This window comes from Sphingomonas sp. MM-1, assembly GCF_000347675.2.
Classification (GTDB): Bacteria; Pseudomonadota; Alphaproteobacteria; order Sphingomonadales; family Sphingomonadaceae; genus Sphingomonas_E; species Sphingomonas_E fennica.
Window position 1 is genome coordinate 2251581 of record NC_020561.1, and the last position, 17572, is coordinate 2269152.

At 68.4% G+C, this 17572-nt stretch carries 10 protein-coding genes; 6 read left to right on the forward strand and 4 right to left on the reverse strand.

Annotated features, from left to right (window positions below):
* Window positions 1–6 precede the first annotated feature (6 nt).
* Window positions 7–240: an acyl carrier protein gene (locus G432_RS10890; protein ID WP_015458876.1), complete on the forward strand. Its 234-nt coding sequence runs from the start codon at window positions 7–9 to the stop codon at window positions 238–240.
* Complete coding sequence (locus G432_RS10895; RefSeq protein WP_015458877.1) at window positions 237–1508, forward strand: cytochrome P450; 1272 nt, start codon at window positions 237–239, stop codon at window positions 1506–1508. The genes G432_RS10890 and G432_RS10895 overlap by 4 nt, the downstream gene beginning before the upstream one ends.
* On the opposite strand, the gene G432_RS10900 is transcribed toward G432_RS10895, so the two are convergent.
* The 3 genes from G432_RS10900 to G432_RS10910 are packed head-to-tail and all read right to left on the reverse strand — an operon-like array spanning window position 1498 to window position 12012.
* Window positions 1498–3174: an AMP-binding protein gene (locus G432_RS10900; protein ID WP_015458878.1), complete on the reverse strand. Its 1677-nt coding sequence runs from the start codon at window positions 3172–3174 to the stop codon at window positions 1498–1500. The two genes, G432_RS10895 and G432_RS10900, sit on opposite strands and share 11 nt — an antisense overlap.
* Entirely contained in the window at window positions 3171–3785 is a 615-nt protein-coding gene (locus tag G432_RS10905; RefSeq protein WP_015458879.1) for a GNAT family N-acetyltransferase, read from the reverse strand. Before G432_RS10905 ends, G432_RS10900 begins: the two co-directional genes overlap by 4 nt.
* The gene (locus G432_RS10910) at window positions 3766–12012 is read right to left on the reverse strand and encodes an autotransporter-associated beta strand repeat-containing protein (RefSeq protein ID WP_015458880.1); all 8247 of its coding nucleotides are present in this window, start codon (window positions 12010–12012) and stop codon (window positions 3766–3768) included. Before G432_RS10910 ends, G432_RS10905 begins: the two co-directional genes overlap by 20 nt.
* A 412-nt stretch (window positions 12013–12424) precedes the next feature.
* Between G432_RS10910 and G432_RS10915 the strand changes: the two genes are divergently transcribed.
* Window positions 12425–14116, forward strand: a complete 1692-nt coding sequence (locus G432_RS10915) for an N-acyl-D-amino-acid deacylase family protein (RefSeq protein WP_236626761.1) — start codon at window positions 12425–12427, stop codon at window positions 14114–14116.
* Window positions 14117–14192: 76 nt separating this feature from the next.
* The gene (locus tag G432_RS10920) at window positions 14193–14840 is read left to right on the forward strand and encodes a DsbA family oxidoreductase (RefSeq protein WP_015458882.1); all 648 of its coding nucleotides are present in this window, start codon (window positions 14193–14195) and stop codon (window positions 14838–14840) included.
* Between the two features lie 12 nt (window positions 14841–14852).
* Here G432_RS10920 and G432_RS10925 read toward each other — a convergent pair whose 3' ends face one another.
* Complete coding sequence (locus G432_RS10925; protein WP_236626762.1) at window positions 14853–15461, reverse strand: M23 family metallopeptidase; 609 nt, start codon at window positions 15459–15461, stop codon at window positions 14853–14855.
* A gap of 353 nt (window positions 15462–15814) precedes the next feature.
* On the opposite strand from G432_RS10925, the gene G432_RS10930 reads away from it, so the two are divergent.
* Window positions 15815–16621, forward strand: a complete 807-nt coding sequence (locus G432_RS10930; protein ID WP_015458884.1) for an aldolase/citrate lyase family protein — start codon at window positions 15815–15817, stop codon at window positions 16619–16621.
* A gap of 89 nt (window positions 16622–16710) precedes the next feature.
* Window positions 16711–17553 carry an inositol monophosphatase family protein gene (locus G432_RS10935; protein ID WP_015458885.1) on the forward strand — a complete coding sequence of 281 codons (843 nt, stop codon included), beginning with the start codon at window positions 16711–16713 and terminating at the stop codon, window positions 17551–17553.
* Window positions 17554–17572 lie beyond the last annotated feature (19 nt).

Here is a 17572-nt window from a genome sequence, read left to right on the forward strand (position 1 = left end):
AGACCTATGGATTATCTCTATGAGGCGCGGAAGATCCTGTCGGGCTGCCTGTTCGTGCCGATCGAGAAGATCGGCGCCGACGACGCGATCAACGCCGCGCAGGAGGTGGACAGCCTGAACTTCGCGCTGATCGTGGTGGAGATGGAGAATTTCCTGAAGGCCGAGGTCGATCCCGTCGACCTGCTGGAGATGCGGACGGTGCGCGATCTCGCCCGCATCCTCGAACGAGGGCCGCAATGAACCAGCCCCGGTTCAGCGGCGCCTATACCGATGCCGCGAACTGGCTCTACCGCATGGCCCGCGAACATAATGGGGAGAATATCCGGGCGGAGGTGAACGGCGCCGATGTGCTGCTGGTGCAGCGGCTGGAGGATGCCGAGCATGTGCTGCGCCGGCGGGCGGACAATTATCGCAAGAACATGCACTGGTTCCGCCACATGCTGGGGCCGTCGCGCTTTTCCGAAGTGGGCGAGGCGTGGGAGATACGGCGCGAGCTGACCCAGCATTATCTCGCCAAGTTCGATCGCGAGCGGACCCACGGCCTTGCCGTCCGCTATGCGGACGAAGCCGTCGGCGGGCTCGCCGGGCGCAGCGCCGCGGGCGATGCGGTGCTGGACGAAAGCCTGCTCCGGCGCATGACGGTATCGGTGCTGATCGAGAATTTCTTCGGCGTGCCGCTGGCCGAAACGCGGGTGGATATCGATCGGCTGGCGACGCTGATGGAATTCGGGTCCGAATATGCCTTCGCGCCGACCGTCGACACCAGCGCATTGAACCATCGCCACCTGGCGGCGCTGCCCCGCCTGCGGCGCGAGATATTCGATGATTTCCGCCTGTTCCGCGAAGGCGCGCTGCCGGACAATGCGATGCTGGAAGGCATGCTGGCGGCCGATCGCGATCCCGAAAACGATATCATGCTGGAACATGAGCTGCTGACCTTCTTCGCCGCCGGCGCGGAGACGACGGCATCGGGCATCGGCTGGGCCTGCTACCTGCTGGCCCGCCATCCCGATGTGCAGCGCGGCCTGCGCGATGCGCTGGCCTCTTTCTGGGAATCTCCCCGGCGGGATTGGGCGCATCTTTCGACGATCGCCCCGCTGGAAGCCTTCGTTTCGGAGGCGCTGCGCCTCTATCCGCCCACCCCGCTCGTCACCCGGCTGGCCACCGGGCCCGACCGGATCGGCGACCATGCGATCGCGGAAGGCGACAATATCTTCGTGTCGATCCCCGGCGTGCAGCATGATGCCCGGCTGCATCCCGATCCGTGGGCGCTGCATCTCGATCGCTATCGCAACAATGCCAGCGCCGGATCGAACATCGCCTTCATCTTCGGGCCGCGCGTTTGCGGCGGCAAGAAATTCGCGCTGGTGGAGCTGGCCGCCTTCGTCGCCACCTTCCTGAAGCGCGCGGATTTCGCCCTGACATCCGATGCGCCGCCGCGCTTCCACTGGAAATCGCTGATGCTGCGCGAAGGCGGCCAGCCGGTGCGGGTGACGCTCAGGGATTGAGGCAGGCGGGCGCGGTGCCGGACACGGCCGGCGCGGCTTCGGCGCCGGACCAGATGCCCGTAAGGTAGAGCGCGCGGGCGCGGGCGCGGGCGAGCTTGCCCGATGAGGTGAAGGGCAGGGCGCGCGGCGGAACGAAGACGATCGTCGCGGTGATGCCGAGGGTCGAGGCAAGCGCCTCGCCGATGCGGGCGCGCAGCGCATCGCGATCGGCGGAAGCGCGCTGGACGAGCAGCACCACCGTCTCGCCGCCGCCATCGTCCACGCCGAAGGCGGCGGTATCGCCGGGGCGGATCGGCGGAACGGTTTCGGCCGCCCATTCCACGTCCTGCGCCCAGATGTTGCGGCCGCGCACCGCGATCAGATCCTTGGCGCGGCCGGTGACGAAAAGCTCGCCGTCGCGCAGGAAGCCGAGGTCGCCAGTTTCGAGCAGCGCGCCCTCCGCAAGCGGCGGCGCGCCGTCATAGCCGGGCATGATGTTGGCGCCGGCCACGCGGATGCGGCCTGTGGCGCCATCGGGCAGGGCGTTGCCGGCATCGTCGGTGATCCGCACGGCGATTCCGGGCAATGGCCGGCCGCAGCCGACGAAGCGGCGTTCGCCTTGCGCGTCGTCGGGCGCATCCTCGCGGGGCGGGCTGCCGGCCTGGGCGATGCTGATCGCCAGCACCGCCTCGGCCAGGCCATAGCTCGGCTGGAAGGCGGCGGGATCGAAGCCGGCGGACGCGAAGGCGGATGCGAAGGCCGCCATGTCGCGCCCGCGCACCATGTCGCCGCCGATGCCGGCGACGCGCAGGGCGGAAAGATCGAGGCCCTGTTCCCTGCCCGCCCGCTCGGCCGCCAGCCGCCAGGCGAAGGAGGGGGCGTAGACGATATTGCTGCGCTGCTGTGACATCAGCCGCAGCCACAGGCCGGGGCGGAGCGCGAAGGCGTTGGGCGAGAGATAGTCGACGCTGCGCTGGGCTGCCATGGCGACGATCGAGAAGCCGACCAGCCCCATGTCGTGATAGAGCGGCAGCCAGGAGAAAGCGCGATCGTCGCTGCGCAGGCGAAGCCCGGCCGATGCGATCGCCGCGACATTGGCCATCAGCGCCGGCAGCATGATCGGGATGCCGCGCGGATCGGCGGTCGAGCCCGAGGAATATTGCACATAGGCCGGGCGATCCGCGGCGGCGGGAACGGGGGCCGCCGGCGGTGCGGATATCGGCGCCGTGAAGGCTTCCAGCGCCGCCGCCCGGCCGGCGCCGACCGCCGCCTGGACGATGGCGATCATCCGTTCGGGCGCCAACATCAGCCCGGCGCCGGTGCGGGCGAAGAAACGGGCCAGCTCCATGGCCGGCGCGTCGCCGCTGCCGGGTTGCAGCCGGTGGGGCAGGATGCAGGGGACGATCCCGGCATATTGGCAGCCGTAGAAGATGGCGAGGAAGGCAGGCCCGGTCTCGGCGACCAGCGCGATGCGGTCCCCGGCGCGCAGGCCGGCTTGGCCGAGATGCACAGCGGCGGCGCGGGCGGCATCGCGCAGCGCGGCATAGCCCATGCTGCCGGCGGGATTGCCGCGCCCGTCGAAGAAATTGACCCCGGTTTCGCCGCGCGCGGCATAATCCAGCGCCTCGACAAGGCCCGGGAAATCGCCGAGGCGCAGCGGCAGGGAGGCGTTGGCCGTCGGCGTCACAGGGCGGTGCCGTCTTCCTTCGGTTCGGTGCGGAAGGCGGCGAACAGCATCAGGTCCAGCCGTTCGCCGCTGGCCGTCAGGCATTCCTGCCGCAGCCGCGCCTCGAAATGAAAACGCGGGCTGGCGTCGAGCTTCTCCACCATCGCCCGATTGCCGGCGAGCACGCGGGCGATGATCTTGTCGACATCGCGGAACGCGAACATATGGTCCAGGAAGGCATCGATCGTCGCCGCCTGCACCGGACGATCGGCAAAAGCCGGGTCGAGGCCGGTGGTGATGTTGCCCACCTTGTGGTTCAGGTCGACGTCGAGCGTGTAGAAACCCGCCAGCGCACCCTGGTCCCGATCGAATATCCCCACGAAATAATGGTGGAGGTCGTTGAAGCTGGCGACGAAGGCGCGCAGCCGTTCCAGCGAGAAATCGAGCGGCGGCAGGTTGAGCCCGTCGCGCAGCGGCGCATCGTTCAGCCAGGCGGCGAAACGGGGCGTCACGTCCGCCGGTGAAAGGCTGCGCAACACATAGCCGTTGGTTTCGATATGGACGGGGGCGCCGCGCGGCCCGGCCGAGGGGGTATCGGGCCGGGCAAGGGCCTCAGAAGCGCCAGTTGACATAGATCTTCCCGCCATGATCCGAATAATCCCCGCCGATCTGGCCCGAATAGGTGGCGCCGATCCCGAATTCGGGGGTGATGTCGTAGTGGGCGCCGGCCTCGATCGCGGCGGCATCGCGCGCGACCGGCACGCCCTGGATCGAGAAGGGCGTGCTGCCCGCCAGGAAGGACGCGTCCGAATAAGGCCGGGCATCCCAGAAGGCGTGGCGCCAGCCCAGCATGCCGTTCAGCTGCACGCTGTCCCCGTCGCCCACCGCGATATCGTATGTGGCGCGGCCGCCCAGCGTGGTGAACACCGTGTCCATATTGTCCTTGTTGACGCGCAGCGCCGCTTCCCCACCGCGTTCGGCGAAGCTGTCGGTATGGAGGTGGACATAAGCGGCGTTGAGGAAGGGCTTCAGCGTGATGCCGCCATAGATCAGGCTGTAGGATGCCTCGCCGAACACCTGCACGGTCGATCCGTCATAATCGGCGGACAGCGCATCCGAGAAGCCGTCGAAGGCGACCGAGCGGTTGGCCTTCAGATTGTGCCAGCTATAGGCCGCGCCGGCCTGAAGCTGGAACTGGCCGTAATCGCCGCCGGCATAGGCGCCGACATGGTAGGCCTTGTCCTTGGTGCCCGATACATAATCGTTCACGCGATATTTGGCGTGGCTGTAGCCGCCGACGATGCCGGCCCGCCAGCTGGAGCCGAGGTCCATGTCGGCGCCCAGGAACACGCCCTTGATATCCCGCTTCAGCCGCGATGCGGTGCCGTCGCCCGAATGGTGGCCCCACGAACCGAAGACCTGGAGCCACAGGCCCTTGCCGACGGCGTTGGGATCGTCGCCCAGCCCGGCCGTCGCCAGCCGCTTGCCCACCGCCTCGCGCAGGAAGCGGCTGTCGTCCAGCATTCCGGTACGCACCGAGGCGTGAATCTCGCCCGTCAGCTGGCCAAAGGCTTTGCAGGCGCTGGCATCGTCCGGCGACATCAGCAGCGCGCCCTTCAGCGGGCTGTTGTTCGGCCGCGAATCGGCCCCGCCGGCCACGGCGAGCTGATTGCGCGATCCGCAGGCCGCCTCGTTGAGCGCGCGGGTCTGTTCCACCGTCAGATAGGCGTTGTTGGCGTCATATTCGTCCGCCAGCCCCAGGAAGGCGGACAGCGCCGTATCGCCCGACACGTCGAACGTGCCGGAAAGCCCGCCGGTGGCGGTGAGGACGGTGTAGCGCGTGCCGACCTGATAGGCGCCCTCCTGGCTCTTCACCACGTCCAGCTTGGCGCCCGAGGCGAGCGTCGCCGCGCCGGTGACGGCGATCACGTCCGACGTATTCGACAGCGGATCCAGCGCGGCGCGATAGATGCCGCCCGATGCCTGGTTGTAGGCACCGTTGACGGTGAGCGTGCCGGTGGCGCCCGAAGGGGTGATGATGCCGCCGCTTTCCACCGTTGTGGCACCCACCCGGCCGCGGCCGGAAAGCGTGCCGCCATTCTGGACGAGCATCGCCGAGCTGCCGAGATCGCCGATCACGTCGAGCGTGCCGGCCGTGACCCGCGTCTGGCCGGAGAATGTGCCGCCCGTCGCCACCAGAAGGGTGCCGGCGCCCGCCTTGGTGAGCGTGCCCGCCCCGCTGATCGGGCCGTTGACGGTCAGCGTGGTATCGGCGTCGGTAAGGTAGGTGCCCGCGCTCAGCACGTTCACCGCGCGGACGGAGGTGAAGCTTGCCGTCGTCTGCAGCGTGCCGCCGTCGAAGCTCAGCGCGCCGGACGACGCGCCGAGATTGCTGGCGTTGGAGATGCGAACCGTGCCGCCCTGCAGCAGGGTGCCGCCGGTATAGGTATTGGCGCCGGAGAGGACGAGCGTGCCGCCGTCCGTCTTCACCAATTGCGTGTTGCCGGTAAGCTCGGTGGCGATGGTAGCGGTGAATCCGGCGCCGGCGGCGGTGCCGTCGCCCACACGGATCGTCGATTGCGGGCCGACCAGGATCAGCGGCGCGCCGTCGATCGTATAGCCGTCCGCCGCGAACTGCATGCCGGCGGCGGTGACGTTGCCCTGGCTGCGATCGACCGTGACGGTGCCGCCCGTGCCGGCGAAGATGGCGAAGCTGTCGTCGCCATAGGCCGCGTTGACGGCACCGTCCGATCCGGTCCAGTTGTCGTTGCCGCGGGATGTTTGCCACAGGCCGCTGCCGCCATCGACCACGCCGTTATTCTTGGGGCCGGTGCCGTCCCAATAATCGAAGCTGAGCGGCCCGGCGGCGTAGATCAGGTTCACCTGGTTGGCGACCGATGTCTGCACCGTCAGGTCGGCCGGCGGGACGGTGCCGAGATCGAGGCCGTTGTCCGTCAGCATGCCCTGATAGTTGATCAGCCGGTAGATGCCGGGGCCGAAATTGCCGGTGGCGGTGACGTCGATTGTGCCGTCGAGCGTGAGGTTGCCGGCGACGTTGATGAGATCGTTGAACGCGCCGCCCACCGTGCCCGGCTGGCCGAGATTATAATCGAGCCGCGATCCGCCGGCCAGGGTGAGGTTGCCGGTGATGGCCAGCGTGCCGGCGGACCCGGCATCCGCGCCCGGCCGCAGCGTGCCGCCGTCCGCGACCGAGAGATTGCCGCCGAGCGTGCCGTTGCCGCCCAGCACCGCGCCGCTGGCGACGGTGGAGTTGGCGGCCGCATTGCCGCCGAGCGTGCTGTTCACCAGCAGCGTGCCCGCCGTGACGTTGACGCCGCCGCCATGCGCCGCGCCGTTGCCGGTGAAGGCGAGCGTGCCGGCCCCTGCCTTGGTGATCGCGCCCGCGCCCGAAACGGCGCCGCCGAGCGTCAGGCTCGTGCCGGGATCGGTGATAATCGTGCCGGCGGTATCGAACGTTGCCGCGCGATTGGCGGTGAAGCTCCCCGTCGTCTGCAACGTGCCGCCGCTGAAGGTGAGGCCGCCCGCGGCCGCGCCGAGATTGGCGTCGCTGGCGACCTGGGTGACGCCGCCGGTGAAGCGGGTGCCGCCGGCATAGCTGTTGGCGCCGGTGAGGACGAGGGTGCCGCCGCCGGCCTTCACCAGCCCGCCGGCACCCGAAACCGCGCCGTTGAGCGTAAGGGTGGTGCTGCCGGCGGTGTCGACGGTGCCGGTGCCAACAAGGTTGACCGCGCGGCCGCTGGCGAAGGAGGCGCCGGTGCCCAGCGTGCCCCCTTCGAAGGTGATCGCGCCGGATGCCGCGCCCAGATTGCCGTCATTCACCACCTGCAGCGTGCCGGCGCGGATGCGGGTGCCGCCCGTATAGCTGTTGGCGCCGGCCAGGATCAGCGTGCCGCCATCGGCCTTCACCAGTTCGGACGATCCGGTGATCGGCGCATCGATCACGGCGGTGAAGCCGGTCGCGCGGGTGGTGCCTTCGCCCACGCGGACCACCGCCTGCGTGCCCGTTAGCGTAAGGGTCCCGCCGGTGACGACATAGCCGTCCGCCGCGAACTGCATGCCCGATGTGGTGACGGCGCCAGGGCCGTTGTCCACCGTCACCGTGCCGCCCTGTCCCATGAAGATGGCGAAGGCCGCATCCGCGAAGGGCGCGATGTCGGTGCCGTTGGCGTCGGTCCAGTTGGTGTTGCCGCCCGATGCCTGCCAGGTGCCGGTGCCGCCGTTGATCGTGCCGTCGCCATGCGGGCCGTTGCCGTCCCAGTAATTGAGGACGAGATCGCCGGCATAGATCAGGTTCACCTGATTGGGGATCGACGTCTGCACCGAAAGGCCGGTGGCGGAAGGTGCGGTGCCGATGTCGAGGCCGTTGTCGTTGAGCGTGCCGCCATAATCGATGATGCGATAGAGGCCGGGATCGAACGTCCCGCCGGGGGCGACGGCAACGTTGATCCGGCCATCGAGGACGAGATCGCCGTTGACCTCGATCAGGTCGTTTTCGGGGCCGCCGGGGGAGTCGGCGCGCCCGAACTGGAAGTCGAGCGCCGCGCCGGACGCGAGCGAAAGATTGCCGCCGATGCCCAGCGTGCCAACGGAAGCCGCGGCCGCGCCGGGTGTCAGCGTGCCGCCGTCGGCGACGGTTACGTTGCCGCCCGCCCGGCCTTCGCCGCCCAGCCGTGCGCCGCTGGCAACGGTGATGTCGCCGCCGAGGCTGCCGTTCACCCACATCGCGCCGGCGGCCACGTTGGTTGTGCCGGCAAAGCCCGCGCTGTTGCCGGTCAGCACCAGATCACCGGTGCCGGCGGTGGTGAGCGCGCCCGCGCCCGATACCACGCCACCCAGTGTCAGCACCGTGCCGGGATCGGTCAGCAGCGTGCCGCTCGTCTCCACCGCCAGATTGCGGGTGGAGGTGAAGCTGGCGGTGTTCTGCAGCGTGCCGCCGGCCAGCGTGATGGCGCCCGCCGCATCGCCCAGATTGGCGTCGCTCGATACCTGCAGCGTGCCGGCTTCGATCCGCGTGCCGCCGCCATAGGTGTTGGCGCCGGTCAGCGCCATCGTGCCGGCGCCCTGTTTCACCAGCGCGCCCGGGCCGGAGGCGACCCCGCTCATGGTGAAGACGGTATTGGGATCGACCAGGAACAGGCCGTTCGACTGGAACACCATGTTCCGGCCGGTGCCGAAGCTGGTGAGCGTCTGCAGGGTGCCGCCCTCGAAGGTGAGCACGCTGGTGCCGGCGCCCAGCGCCACGGTGTTGGCGATGGCGATCGTGCCGGCCTGCAGGCGGGTGCCGCCGGTATAGCTGCTGTTGCCCGCCAGTTGCAGCGTGCCGGTGCCCTGCTTGATCAGGGCGCCCGCGCCCGAAATGACGCCGCCCAGCGTGAAGGTGGTGCCGGGATCGGTGACGATCGTGCCGGTGGTCTCCAGCGTCGACGTGCGGTTGGACGTGAAGCTCGCCGTCGTCTGCAAGGTGCCGCCGCTGAAGGTCATCGCCCCGGTGGCGGCGCCCAGATTGGCATCGGCGGATATCTGGGTAAGGCCCGCGCCGAACCGCGTGCCGCCGGCATAGCTGTTGGTGCCGGCCAGCACCAGCGTGCCGGCGCCCCGCTTCGCCACGCCGCCCGCGCCCGCGATGGTCCCGCTCAGCGTCAGCGTCGTGCCGGGATCGGTCAGCAGCGTGCCGGTGCCCTCCATCGTCAGCCCGCGCGCGGTGGCGAAACTGCTTGTGGTGCGCAGCGTGCCGCCTTCCGCGAAGGTGACGGCGGTGCCTGCCGCGCCCAGATTGCCGTCACTGGCGATCTGCAACGTGCCCGCATTGATGCGGGTGCCGCCCGCATAGCTGTTCGCGCCGGTCAGGATCAGTGTGCCGCCATCATCCTTCACCAGTTGCGAAGCGCCGGTGACCTGCGATGCGATCGTGGCGGTCGTCGCGGCGGAACCGCTCGTCCCGTCGCCGACGCGGATGGTGGCCTGCGGACCCACAAGGGTCAGCGGATCGCCCGTGATCACATAGTCGCTGGCCGCGAATTGCATGCCGGATGCGGTTACGGCGCCCGGGCCGTTGTCGATCGTCACGGTGCCGGCGGTGCCGCCGAATATCGCAAAGCCGCCGTCCAGATAATGGGCCACCGGCGTGCCCGACACGTCCGTCCAGTTGGTGTTGCCCGCCCCCGCCTGCCAGGTGCCGCTGCCACCCGTGATCTGGCCGTCGCCCGCCGTGCCGCCGCCATCCCAGAAATCCAGGTTGGGGGAAGGGAAGACGAGATTCACCTGCTTGTCGATCGATGTCTGCACGGTCACGTCCGGCGTGCGCGGCAGATCGCCGACGACGAGCCCGTTGTCGCTCAGGGTGCCGGCATAATTGATGATGCGATAGATACCGGGGCCGAAAGTGCCGTTGGGGCTGAGCGCGACGTTGATCGTGCCGTCGAGCACAAGATTGCCGTCGACATTGATCAGGTCGTTCAGCCCGCCTTCGGGCACGTTCGGGGTGCCGAACTGGAAATCGAGGATCGCGCTCTGCGTGAGGTTGAGATTGCCGCCGATGGCGAACGTGCCGACCGAATTCGCATCCGCGCCCGGCGTCAGCGTGCCGCTGACGGTGACGCTGCTGCCCAGCCTGCCCATGCCGCCCAGTTGGGCGCCGCTGGCGACGGTCGATATAACGGTGGCGTTGCTGCCCAGCGTGCCGTTCACCCACAGGCTGCCGCCATTGACCGTCGTGGAGCCGGTGAAGGCGGAGCTGTTGCCCGTCAGCGTTTCCGATCCGGCCGTGACGGCAAGCGTGCCGCTGCCGGTGAAGACGCCGGCATAGGTGTCGGCGGCGTTGGAGAGCGTCAGCGTCTGGTTGGCGAGCGCGACGGTGCCGCTGCCCGCGAGCGACCGGATCGATCGGTTGGCGACGGCCGAGACATCGAAGGTCCCGTCCGCGACGACCCGGCTTCCCGCCAGGCTGCCCGCGCCGGTCAGCGCCAGCGTGCCGGCCACGACATGGGTATCGCCGGTGAAGGCATCGCTGTTTGCGGTCAGGTTCAGCCGGCCCGTCCCGCTCTTCGCCAGCGTGCCGGCGCCGCTAACCGCGCCCGATTGGGTGGCCGTGCCATCGGAGATGATGTTCAGCGCCGCGCCGCTGTCGATCGAAGCGGCATTGGCGACGGTGATGCCGTTCGCATAAGCGAGCGCGCCGCCCGTGCCGATCGCATGCACGGCGCTGGTGCCGAGGGCCAGGTTGTAATTCAGGTTCAGCTGGCCGCCATGCACCTCGGTGGTGCCGGTGAAGCCGCTATTGTCGTTGGGCGTGCCTGCCGGCGCATCGGGATTGGCCGTCCGCACCCGCAGCACCGTGGTGCCGGCATAGCTGGCCAGCGTGCCGTTGCCCACCAGCGGAGTCTCGAACGCATAATTGCCCGTGGTGTCGCTGTGGTTCAGCGCCACCGTGCCGGTGCCGGTGCCGGCGCCGAACTGCACCTTGCCCGCCTGCAATGTGCCCGGCGCCGTGGCCGCGCTGCCGGTGGCCGCGCCGATATTTAGCGTGCCGTTGCCGCCGGCTTCCACGCCGAGGGTAAGCGTGCCGACCGATACGAAGTCGTCGGACAAGTGGAAATAATGGCCGCCATCGGGTGACTCGACCCGCGCGATCGTCCCGGAACCGATCCGGACGGTGCCGCCGTCCGCGATCGTCAGTGATCCCGTACCGGATACGCCGACATGTAACTGGCCAATGCCGTGGCTTTCCAGGATCGGCGGATCATCGTCATGCTCCCGGATGCCTCCGGCTACGTTCCAGATGGATCCGGCACCGGAAACGGTGGCATCGCCGGTGCCGCCGGCGACGCCCAACCGGATGGGGTCGGGATCGGCGCAGGTGCCCGTGGAGCAAAGCGCATAATCGTCTTGATAGTTGAGGGCCTTGCCGCCGGCTAGGACGTTGAACGTGCCCCTGCCGCCCGCGAGCACACCAACGCTCATGCCGTTCTTGAACGTGCCGGTGCTGGCATGGTTGGTATCGGTGTTGAAACCGGAAATCTCGATGGTGCCCGTACCGCCGCTGGCACCGATGATCGTCGCGCCGCCCGTCGAGGACGATCCCATACTGGCGGCAAGCTTGCCGCCGTTGAGCACGTTGATCGTGCCGGTTCCGCGAAGCGTCCCCACCTGCAGGCCGGCCGCCGCGCCGTCGCCATGGTTCTCGGTCGCGAAGCCGGCATCATCGATCGTGATCGTGCCTGTCCCGTCGTTGCGGCCCACATAGTTGACGGCGCTGTAAATGCGGAGCGATCCCGCCTCATTCCCATAGTCGCTCTGGCTTTCAACCTTCTTGCCGCGACCCAATATGTTGACGGTACCTGTGCCGAAATTGTCGCCGACGATCAGGCCTGCCGTGCCGGACCAGCCGCCAGCACGCAGCGCTATGCCCTCAGCTGCGGTTCCGGCGGGCCGCAGATTGAGATTGAGCGTGCCGACACCCTGATTGATCCCGACTTGCAGGGCATTGGGGCTCGATATCGATGCTTCCGAATAATATTCGTCCGCGCTGTTTTCGTCCATGCGGACGGTGAACGTGCCGTTGCCGCCCAGCCCCGAACCGATCTCGAGCGACCCCACCTCCCAATAATTGCTGCTGTTCCAATTGGGCCAGGCAGGATTCTCCACCCAGGATTCCTCCTTGATGGTCCAGGTCGCGCTGTTGGCGGGAGTCGTGTTGATGACGACGCGTCCGTCGAAAGCGTCGGGATAGTTGTTCCCGTTCTGCCAATTCTCGCGCACGGTGATGTCGCTGCTGGTGCCGCCCACCCAACTGTTGATGATGGGATCGGCCGACTGGGCCGTCGCGGGAGGTGGCGCCATCAATAATGTCGAAGTCGCTGCGCCACAAAGAAGTGCCGTGCGGAAATATCCGTTACGGATGTTCAAATAGGAACCCGTGCAGGAAAAGACGCCGTCCCGCATGGCACGCACTCCCTGTTGCGTGATCGGTGGACCTATATTGCCCTATGCGTCGACGATAGGGACTCGGCCCCTTCGATCAATAAAGCTATGATACGGTAGCTTTCGAATCAACCAGTTATATTATTGCCGGTTCCGGCTATTTCTGGCGTCCCGTCGAGTCCGTTTTGGATCGGATTGCGCGGCACAAACTCATCGCCGATGGAATGGTTCCGCCGTCCGAAGGAAAAAACATCCTCCCGCCCATCGGTGGATGACGCCGGAGCGAGGCCGGCTTATGCCGATGGAAACAGGAAGAAAGGCCGCCCGATCGATGCGCATGAACCGCCTGCTGCCGTTCGTCGCCGCCACCCTCGCCGTCATCGGGCTCCAGCCGGCGGCCGGGGCGGAAACCTATGACGTCGTGATCCGCAACGGCACGCTCTACGATGGCAGCGGCGCCGCGGGCCAAGTGGGCGATGTCGCCATCAGGGGCGACAAGCTGGCGGCCGTGGGCCGGGTGGAGGGACGCGGCCGGCGGGAGATCGACGCGCGCGGGATGGCGGTGGCGCCGGGCTTCATCAACATGCTGAGCTGGGCGACGGAATCGCTGATCGCCGACGGCCGCAGCCAGAGCGACATCCGCCAGGGCGTGACGCTGGAGGTGATGGGCGAGGGCAGCTCGATGGGGCCGCTCAGCCCGGCGATGAAGGCCGATGCGCTCAAGCGGCAGGGCGACATCCGATACCCGATGGGCTGGACCACGCTCGGCGAATATCTCGACATGCTCGAGAAGAAGGGCGTTTCCACCAATGTGGCGAGCTTCGTCGGCGCGGAGACGGTGCGCGTGCACGAACTGGGCGAGGGCGATGTCGATCCGACGCCCGAACAGCTCGATCGGATGAAGGCGCTGGTGCGGCAGGCCATGGACGAAGGGGCCATGGGCGTCGGCAGCTCGCTGATCTACGCGCCCGGCACCTATGCCGAGACGCCCGAGCTGATCGCGATCACCACGGCCGCGGCGCAATGCGGCGGCATGTATATCTCCCACATGCGATCGGAAGGGGACCGGCTGATCGAGGCGATCGACGAGCTCATCGAGATCGCGCGGCGATCGGGCGCGGCGGCCGAAATCTATCATCTCAAGATGGCTGGCCGCGACAATTGGGATAAATATGACGCCGCGATCGCCCGGATCGAGGCGGCGCGGGCCGAAGGGCTCCGGATCACCGCCGACATGTATACCTATCCCGCCGGCGCCACCGGCCTCGACGCGGCGATGCCGACCTGGGTGCAGGCGGGCGGGCTGGAGGCGTGGATCGAGCGGCTGAAGGACCCCGCGATCCGCGCCCGCGTCGCGACCGAGATGGCGGCGCCGGGCAAGGGCTGGGAGAATTTCTTCGCCGGCGCCGGGCCGGAGGGCATGCTGCTCGTCGGCTTCAGGAACGAGGCGCTGAAGCCCTTGACCGGCAAGACGCTGGCCGAAGTGGCGAAGATGCGCGGCAGGAGCCCGGCGGAAACCGCGATGGATCTGGTGATCGAGGATGGCAGCCGGGTCGGCACCGTCTATTTCCTGATGGACGAGGCCAATGTCGCGAAGCAGGTGGCGCTGCCGTGGATGAGCTTCGGATCGGATGCCTCGTCGCAGGCGCCCGAGGGCGTATTCCTGAAATCGGGCACGCATCCGCGCGCCTACGGCAATTTCGCCCGCCTGCTCGGCAGATATGTGCGCGACGAGGGGCGGGTGCCGCTGGCGGATGCGATCCGCAGGCTCACCGCGCTGCCGGCCGGCAACCTGAAGATCGCCGATCGCGGCATGCTGAAGCCCGGATATTTCGCCGATGTCGTGGTGTTCGATCCCGCCCGGATCGCCGACCATGCGACCTTCGCCGATCCGCAGGTCTACGCCACGGGCATGCGCGACGTGTTCGTGAACGGCGTGCAGGTGCTCAAGGATGGCGAGCATAGCGGCGCCACGCCCGGCCGGGTGGTGCGCGGGCCGGGCTATGGACGCTGCAAGGGATAGGCCCCCAAGGAAAAGGCGGGCTGGCAATCGGCCCCGGACGCCTCATATCGGGGGCAGCGGATCGAAAGGAATTGCAATGGCCCGGCCGATGAAGATCGATTTTGTCTCCGACGTTTCCTGCCCCTGGTGCGTGATCGGCCTGCGCGGGCTGGAGGAGGCGCTCAGGCGGGCGGACGATGTGGTGGACGCGCGCATCACCTTCCAGCCGTTTGAGCTCAACCCCGATATGGTGCCCGAGGGCGAGGACATCGCCGATCACCTCGCGCGCAAATATGGCTCCTCGATCGAGCAGCTCGAGGCCAATCGCGAGGCGATCCGCGCGCGGGCGGCGGAGTTGGGCTTCACCATGGCGGGCGGGCGCAGCCGCATCTACAACACGTTCGACGCGCACCGCCTGCTCCACTGGGCGGAGGCGGAAGGCCGGCAGGCGGCGCTGAAGCATGCCTTGTTCGAGGCCTATTTCACCGACGGCAAGGACCCGTCCGACCATGACGTGCTGGTCGCGGCGGCGGAGAAGGCCGGGCTCGACGGCACATCGGCGCGCGCGGTGCTCGCCACCGGCCGCTATGCCGAGGAGGTGCGCCAGGCCGAGCAGCTCTGGCGATCGCGCGGCATCAGCGCGGTGCCGGCGGTGATCATCGACGATCGCTACCTGATATCGGGCGGACAGCCGCCCGAGGCGTTCGAGCAGGCGCTGCGCCGGATCGCCGCCGAAGCGGCCTGAAGGCCCGCCCGCCTATCTGGCCGCCACGCCGGCCTGGGCGCGGGCGAAGGCGGACAGGTGCGGCGGTTCCGATGTCGCCGGGGCGAAGGCGCCGGGGCCATGCGGCCCCGGATCGCGCATCGGATCGACCGGGCGGCCGTTTATCCGCACCTCATAATGGAGATGGCTGCCGGTCGAACGGCCGGTCGATCCCGCGAGCGCGATGATCTGGCCGCGCCGCACCGCCTCGTCCGGCCTTACCAGCAGGCGCGAGAGGTGGGCGTAGCGGGATTGCACGCCGCCGCCATGATCGATCGCCACCAGATTGCCGTAGCCGCCGGCCCGGATCGCGCGATCGACGCGGCCGTCGGCGGTGGCGCGGACCGGGGAGCCCGCGGCGGTCGCCATGTCGACGCCGGCATGCGCCGCCGCCGTGCCGCGCAGCGGATCGAGGCGGGGGCCGAAGCGCGAGGTGAGCCGCGGATGTTCGACCGGCATAACCGCCGCCGCCGCCGCGCGATCCTCCCCACCGCCGGCCGGCGGGGGCGAGGGCTGCCAGCCGAGCATCCGTTCGCGGAACCGCGCATCGCCCCCGATCGGCAGCGTCGCCGAATCGGGGCTGGCGGGATTGCCGCGCGCCACCGCCGCCATTCCCGGCGAAGTAATGCAAAATATTGCCAGGGCGGCGATATGTTGTTTGCGGCGCGGTGAGGGGAAGGGGGGCATGCGATATGAATATCCGTCCCGACTTTCCATGAAAAGGCCCGAGCCTGCCTGCTTAAATATTGGGCAGATGCAAGCATTGGCTGAATAAAGCACTAAATTCGCTTCAACTGCAAAATCGCACGTTTCATCGCTGTGAGGGGCCGGGCAGGCCGGGCCGCCCCGCATCGGCTCCGTCAAGCGGATGTCGGGCATGGAGCGGCTTGCCGCCGTCCCGATCGCTGCGGACGAAGCCTTCGTCGCGGCGCCCGAGACCTATGAGTGAGGGGCGTATGAACCGGTCTGAGCTTGAGCTTCTGGACAATCTGAAACGCGGGCGGGACCATCATGGCGTGGTTGCCGTGAAGGCCGAATTCGAGGCCGAGGGCACCCGCCCGGACGAGTTTCATCGCCTGCTGGAGATCGCCCAGCGCGCCGGCGTGAAGGTGGCGCTGAAGATCGGCGGCTGCGAGGCGGTTTCCGATCTTCTTGCTTCGAAGATCTATGGTGTCGACTATGTGATCGCGCCGATGGTCGAGACGCCTTACGCGCTTTCCAAGTTCGTCGACGCCAAGAACAAGACGCACGGGGCCCAGGAACAGCGGACCAGTTTCCTGTTCAACCTGGAGACCGAGACGACCCTGCGCAACCTGCCGGCGATCCTGCCGGTGGCGCGTAGCGGCGTGGACGGCATGGTGTTCGGCCGCGTCGATTTCGCGCTTTCGCGGGGCCTGCCGCGCGGCGCGATCAACGATCCGTCGATCACCGCCGCGGTGATCGAGGCCGCCCATGCCTGCCGCGACAATGATCTGGAACTGGTCGTCGGCGGATCGGTGGCGGTGGAGGCGATCCCTGCGCTGCGCGAGATCCGGCGGGTGCGGCTGGACCGGTTCGAAACGCGCAAGATCGTGTTCGACGGCGCCGCGATCGAGGATGCGGCGATCGCCGAGGGCATCATGCAGGCGGTGGCGTTCGAGCTCGGCTGGCTGAAGAACAAGCATGATTATTACGATGCGATCGCCCGCGAGGATCTGGCGCGCATCGCCATGCTGGAAGCGCGCATGCCGGCGCCGCGGCAGGCGGTTCCGCACGCCGCCTGACCGGGCATCGCGGCGGAGCGTCCGATGCCGCTCCGCCCCCGCATCACACCATCCGCGCGGCACGTTCCGCGACAAGGGGATCGCAATCCATGCGTGACTATCGACAGCTGGATTCCGCCGTTTCGGGCCTGATGCGCTCCGTCGCCGGAGCCGTGATCCTGCCGCGATTCCGCAATCTCGCATCCGGCGAGATCGCCGAGAAATCGCCGGGCGAAATCGTGACCGTCGCCGATCGCGAGGCGGAGGAGCGGCTTGCCGCCGGGCTTGCCGCGCTGGACGGCGGGGTGCAGATCGTGGGCGAGGAAGCCTGCGCCGCCGATCCCGCACTGCTCCGCGATCTCGGCCGGGGCGCGGTGTGGCTGGTCGACCCGCTGGACGGCACCGCCAATTTCGCCGCCGGGCGCCAGCCCTTCGGCATGATCATCGCGCTGGCCGTGGACGGCGTGGTCGAGGCCGGCTGGCTCTACGATCCGGTGGCGGACCGGATGTGCCATGCGGTCCGGGGCGGCGGCGCCTTCATCGGCGGCCGCCCGCTTCGCACCTGGCCGGCACGCCGCCGCCGCCCGATCGCTGCGCTGGCGACCCAGTTCATGACGCCCGACCTGCGCGATGATTTCCACCGGCGGGCGGACGGGATGTTCGATCGCGTGCCGATCCCGCGCTGCGCCGCCGAACATTATCCCCGGCTCTGCCTGATGCAGAACGACGTGGCGATGTTCCAGCGGACCTTGCCGTGGGATCACGCCGCCGGGGCGCTGCTGCTCATGGAGGCGGGCGGCCGCGTCGCCCGCTGGGACGGCGGCGACTATCGCATCGACGACGGCAAGGCGGGGCTGCTGGCGACCGCATCGCCCGCTTTGTGGGAGGATGCGCGCGCCGCGCTGTTCGACGAGGCGGAGCTGGAAGCCGTGCCCGCCCTTGCCGTCGCCTGATCGCGATGGCCCGCCCCTC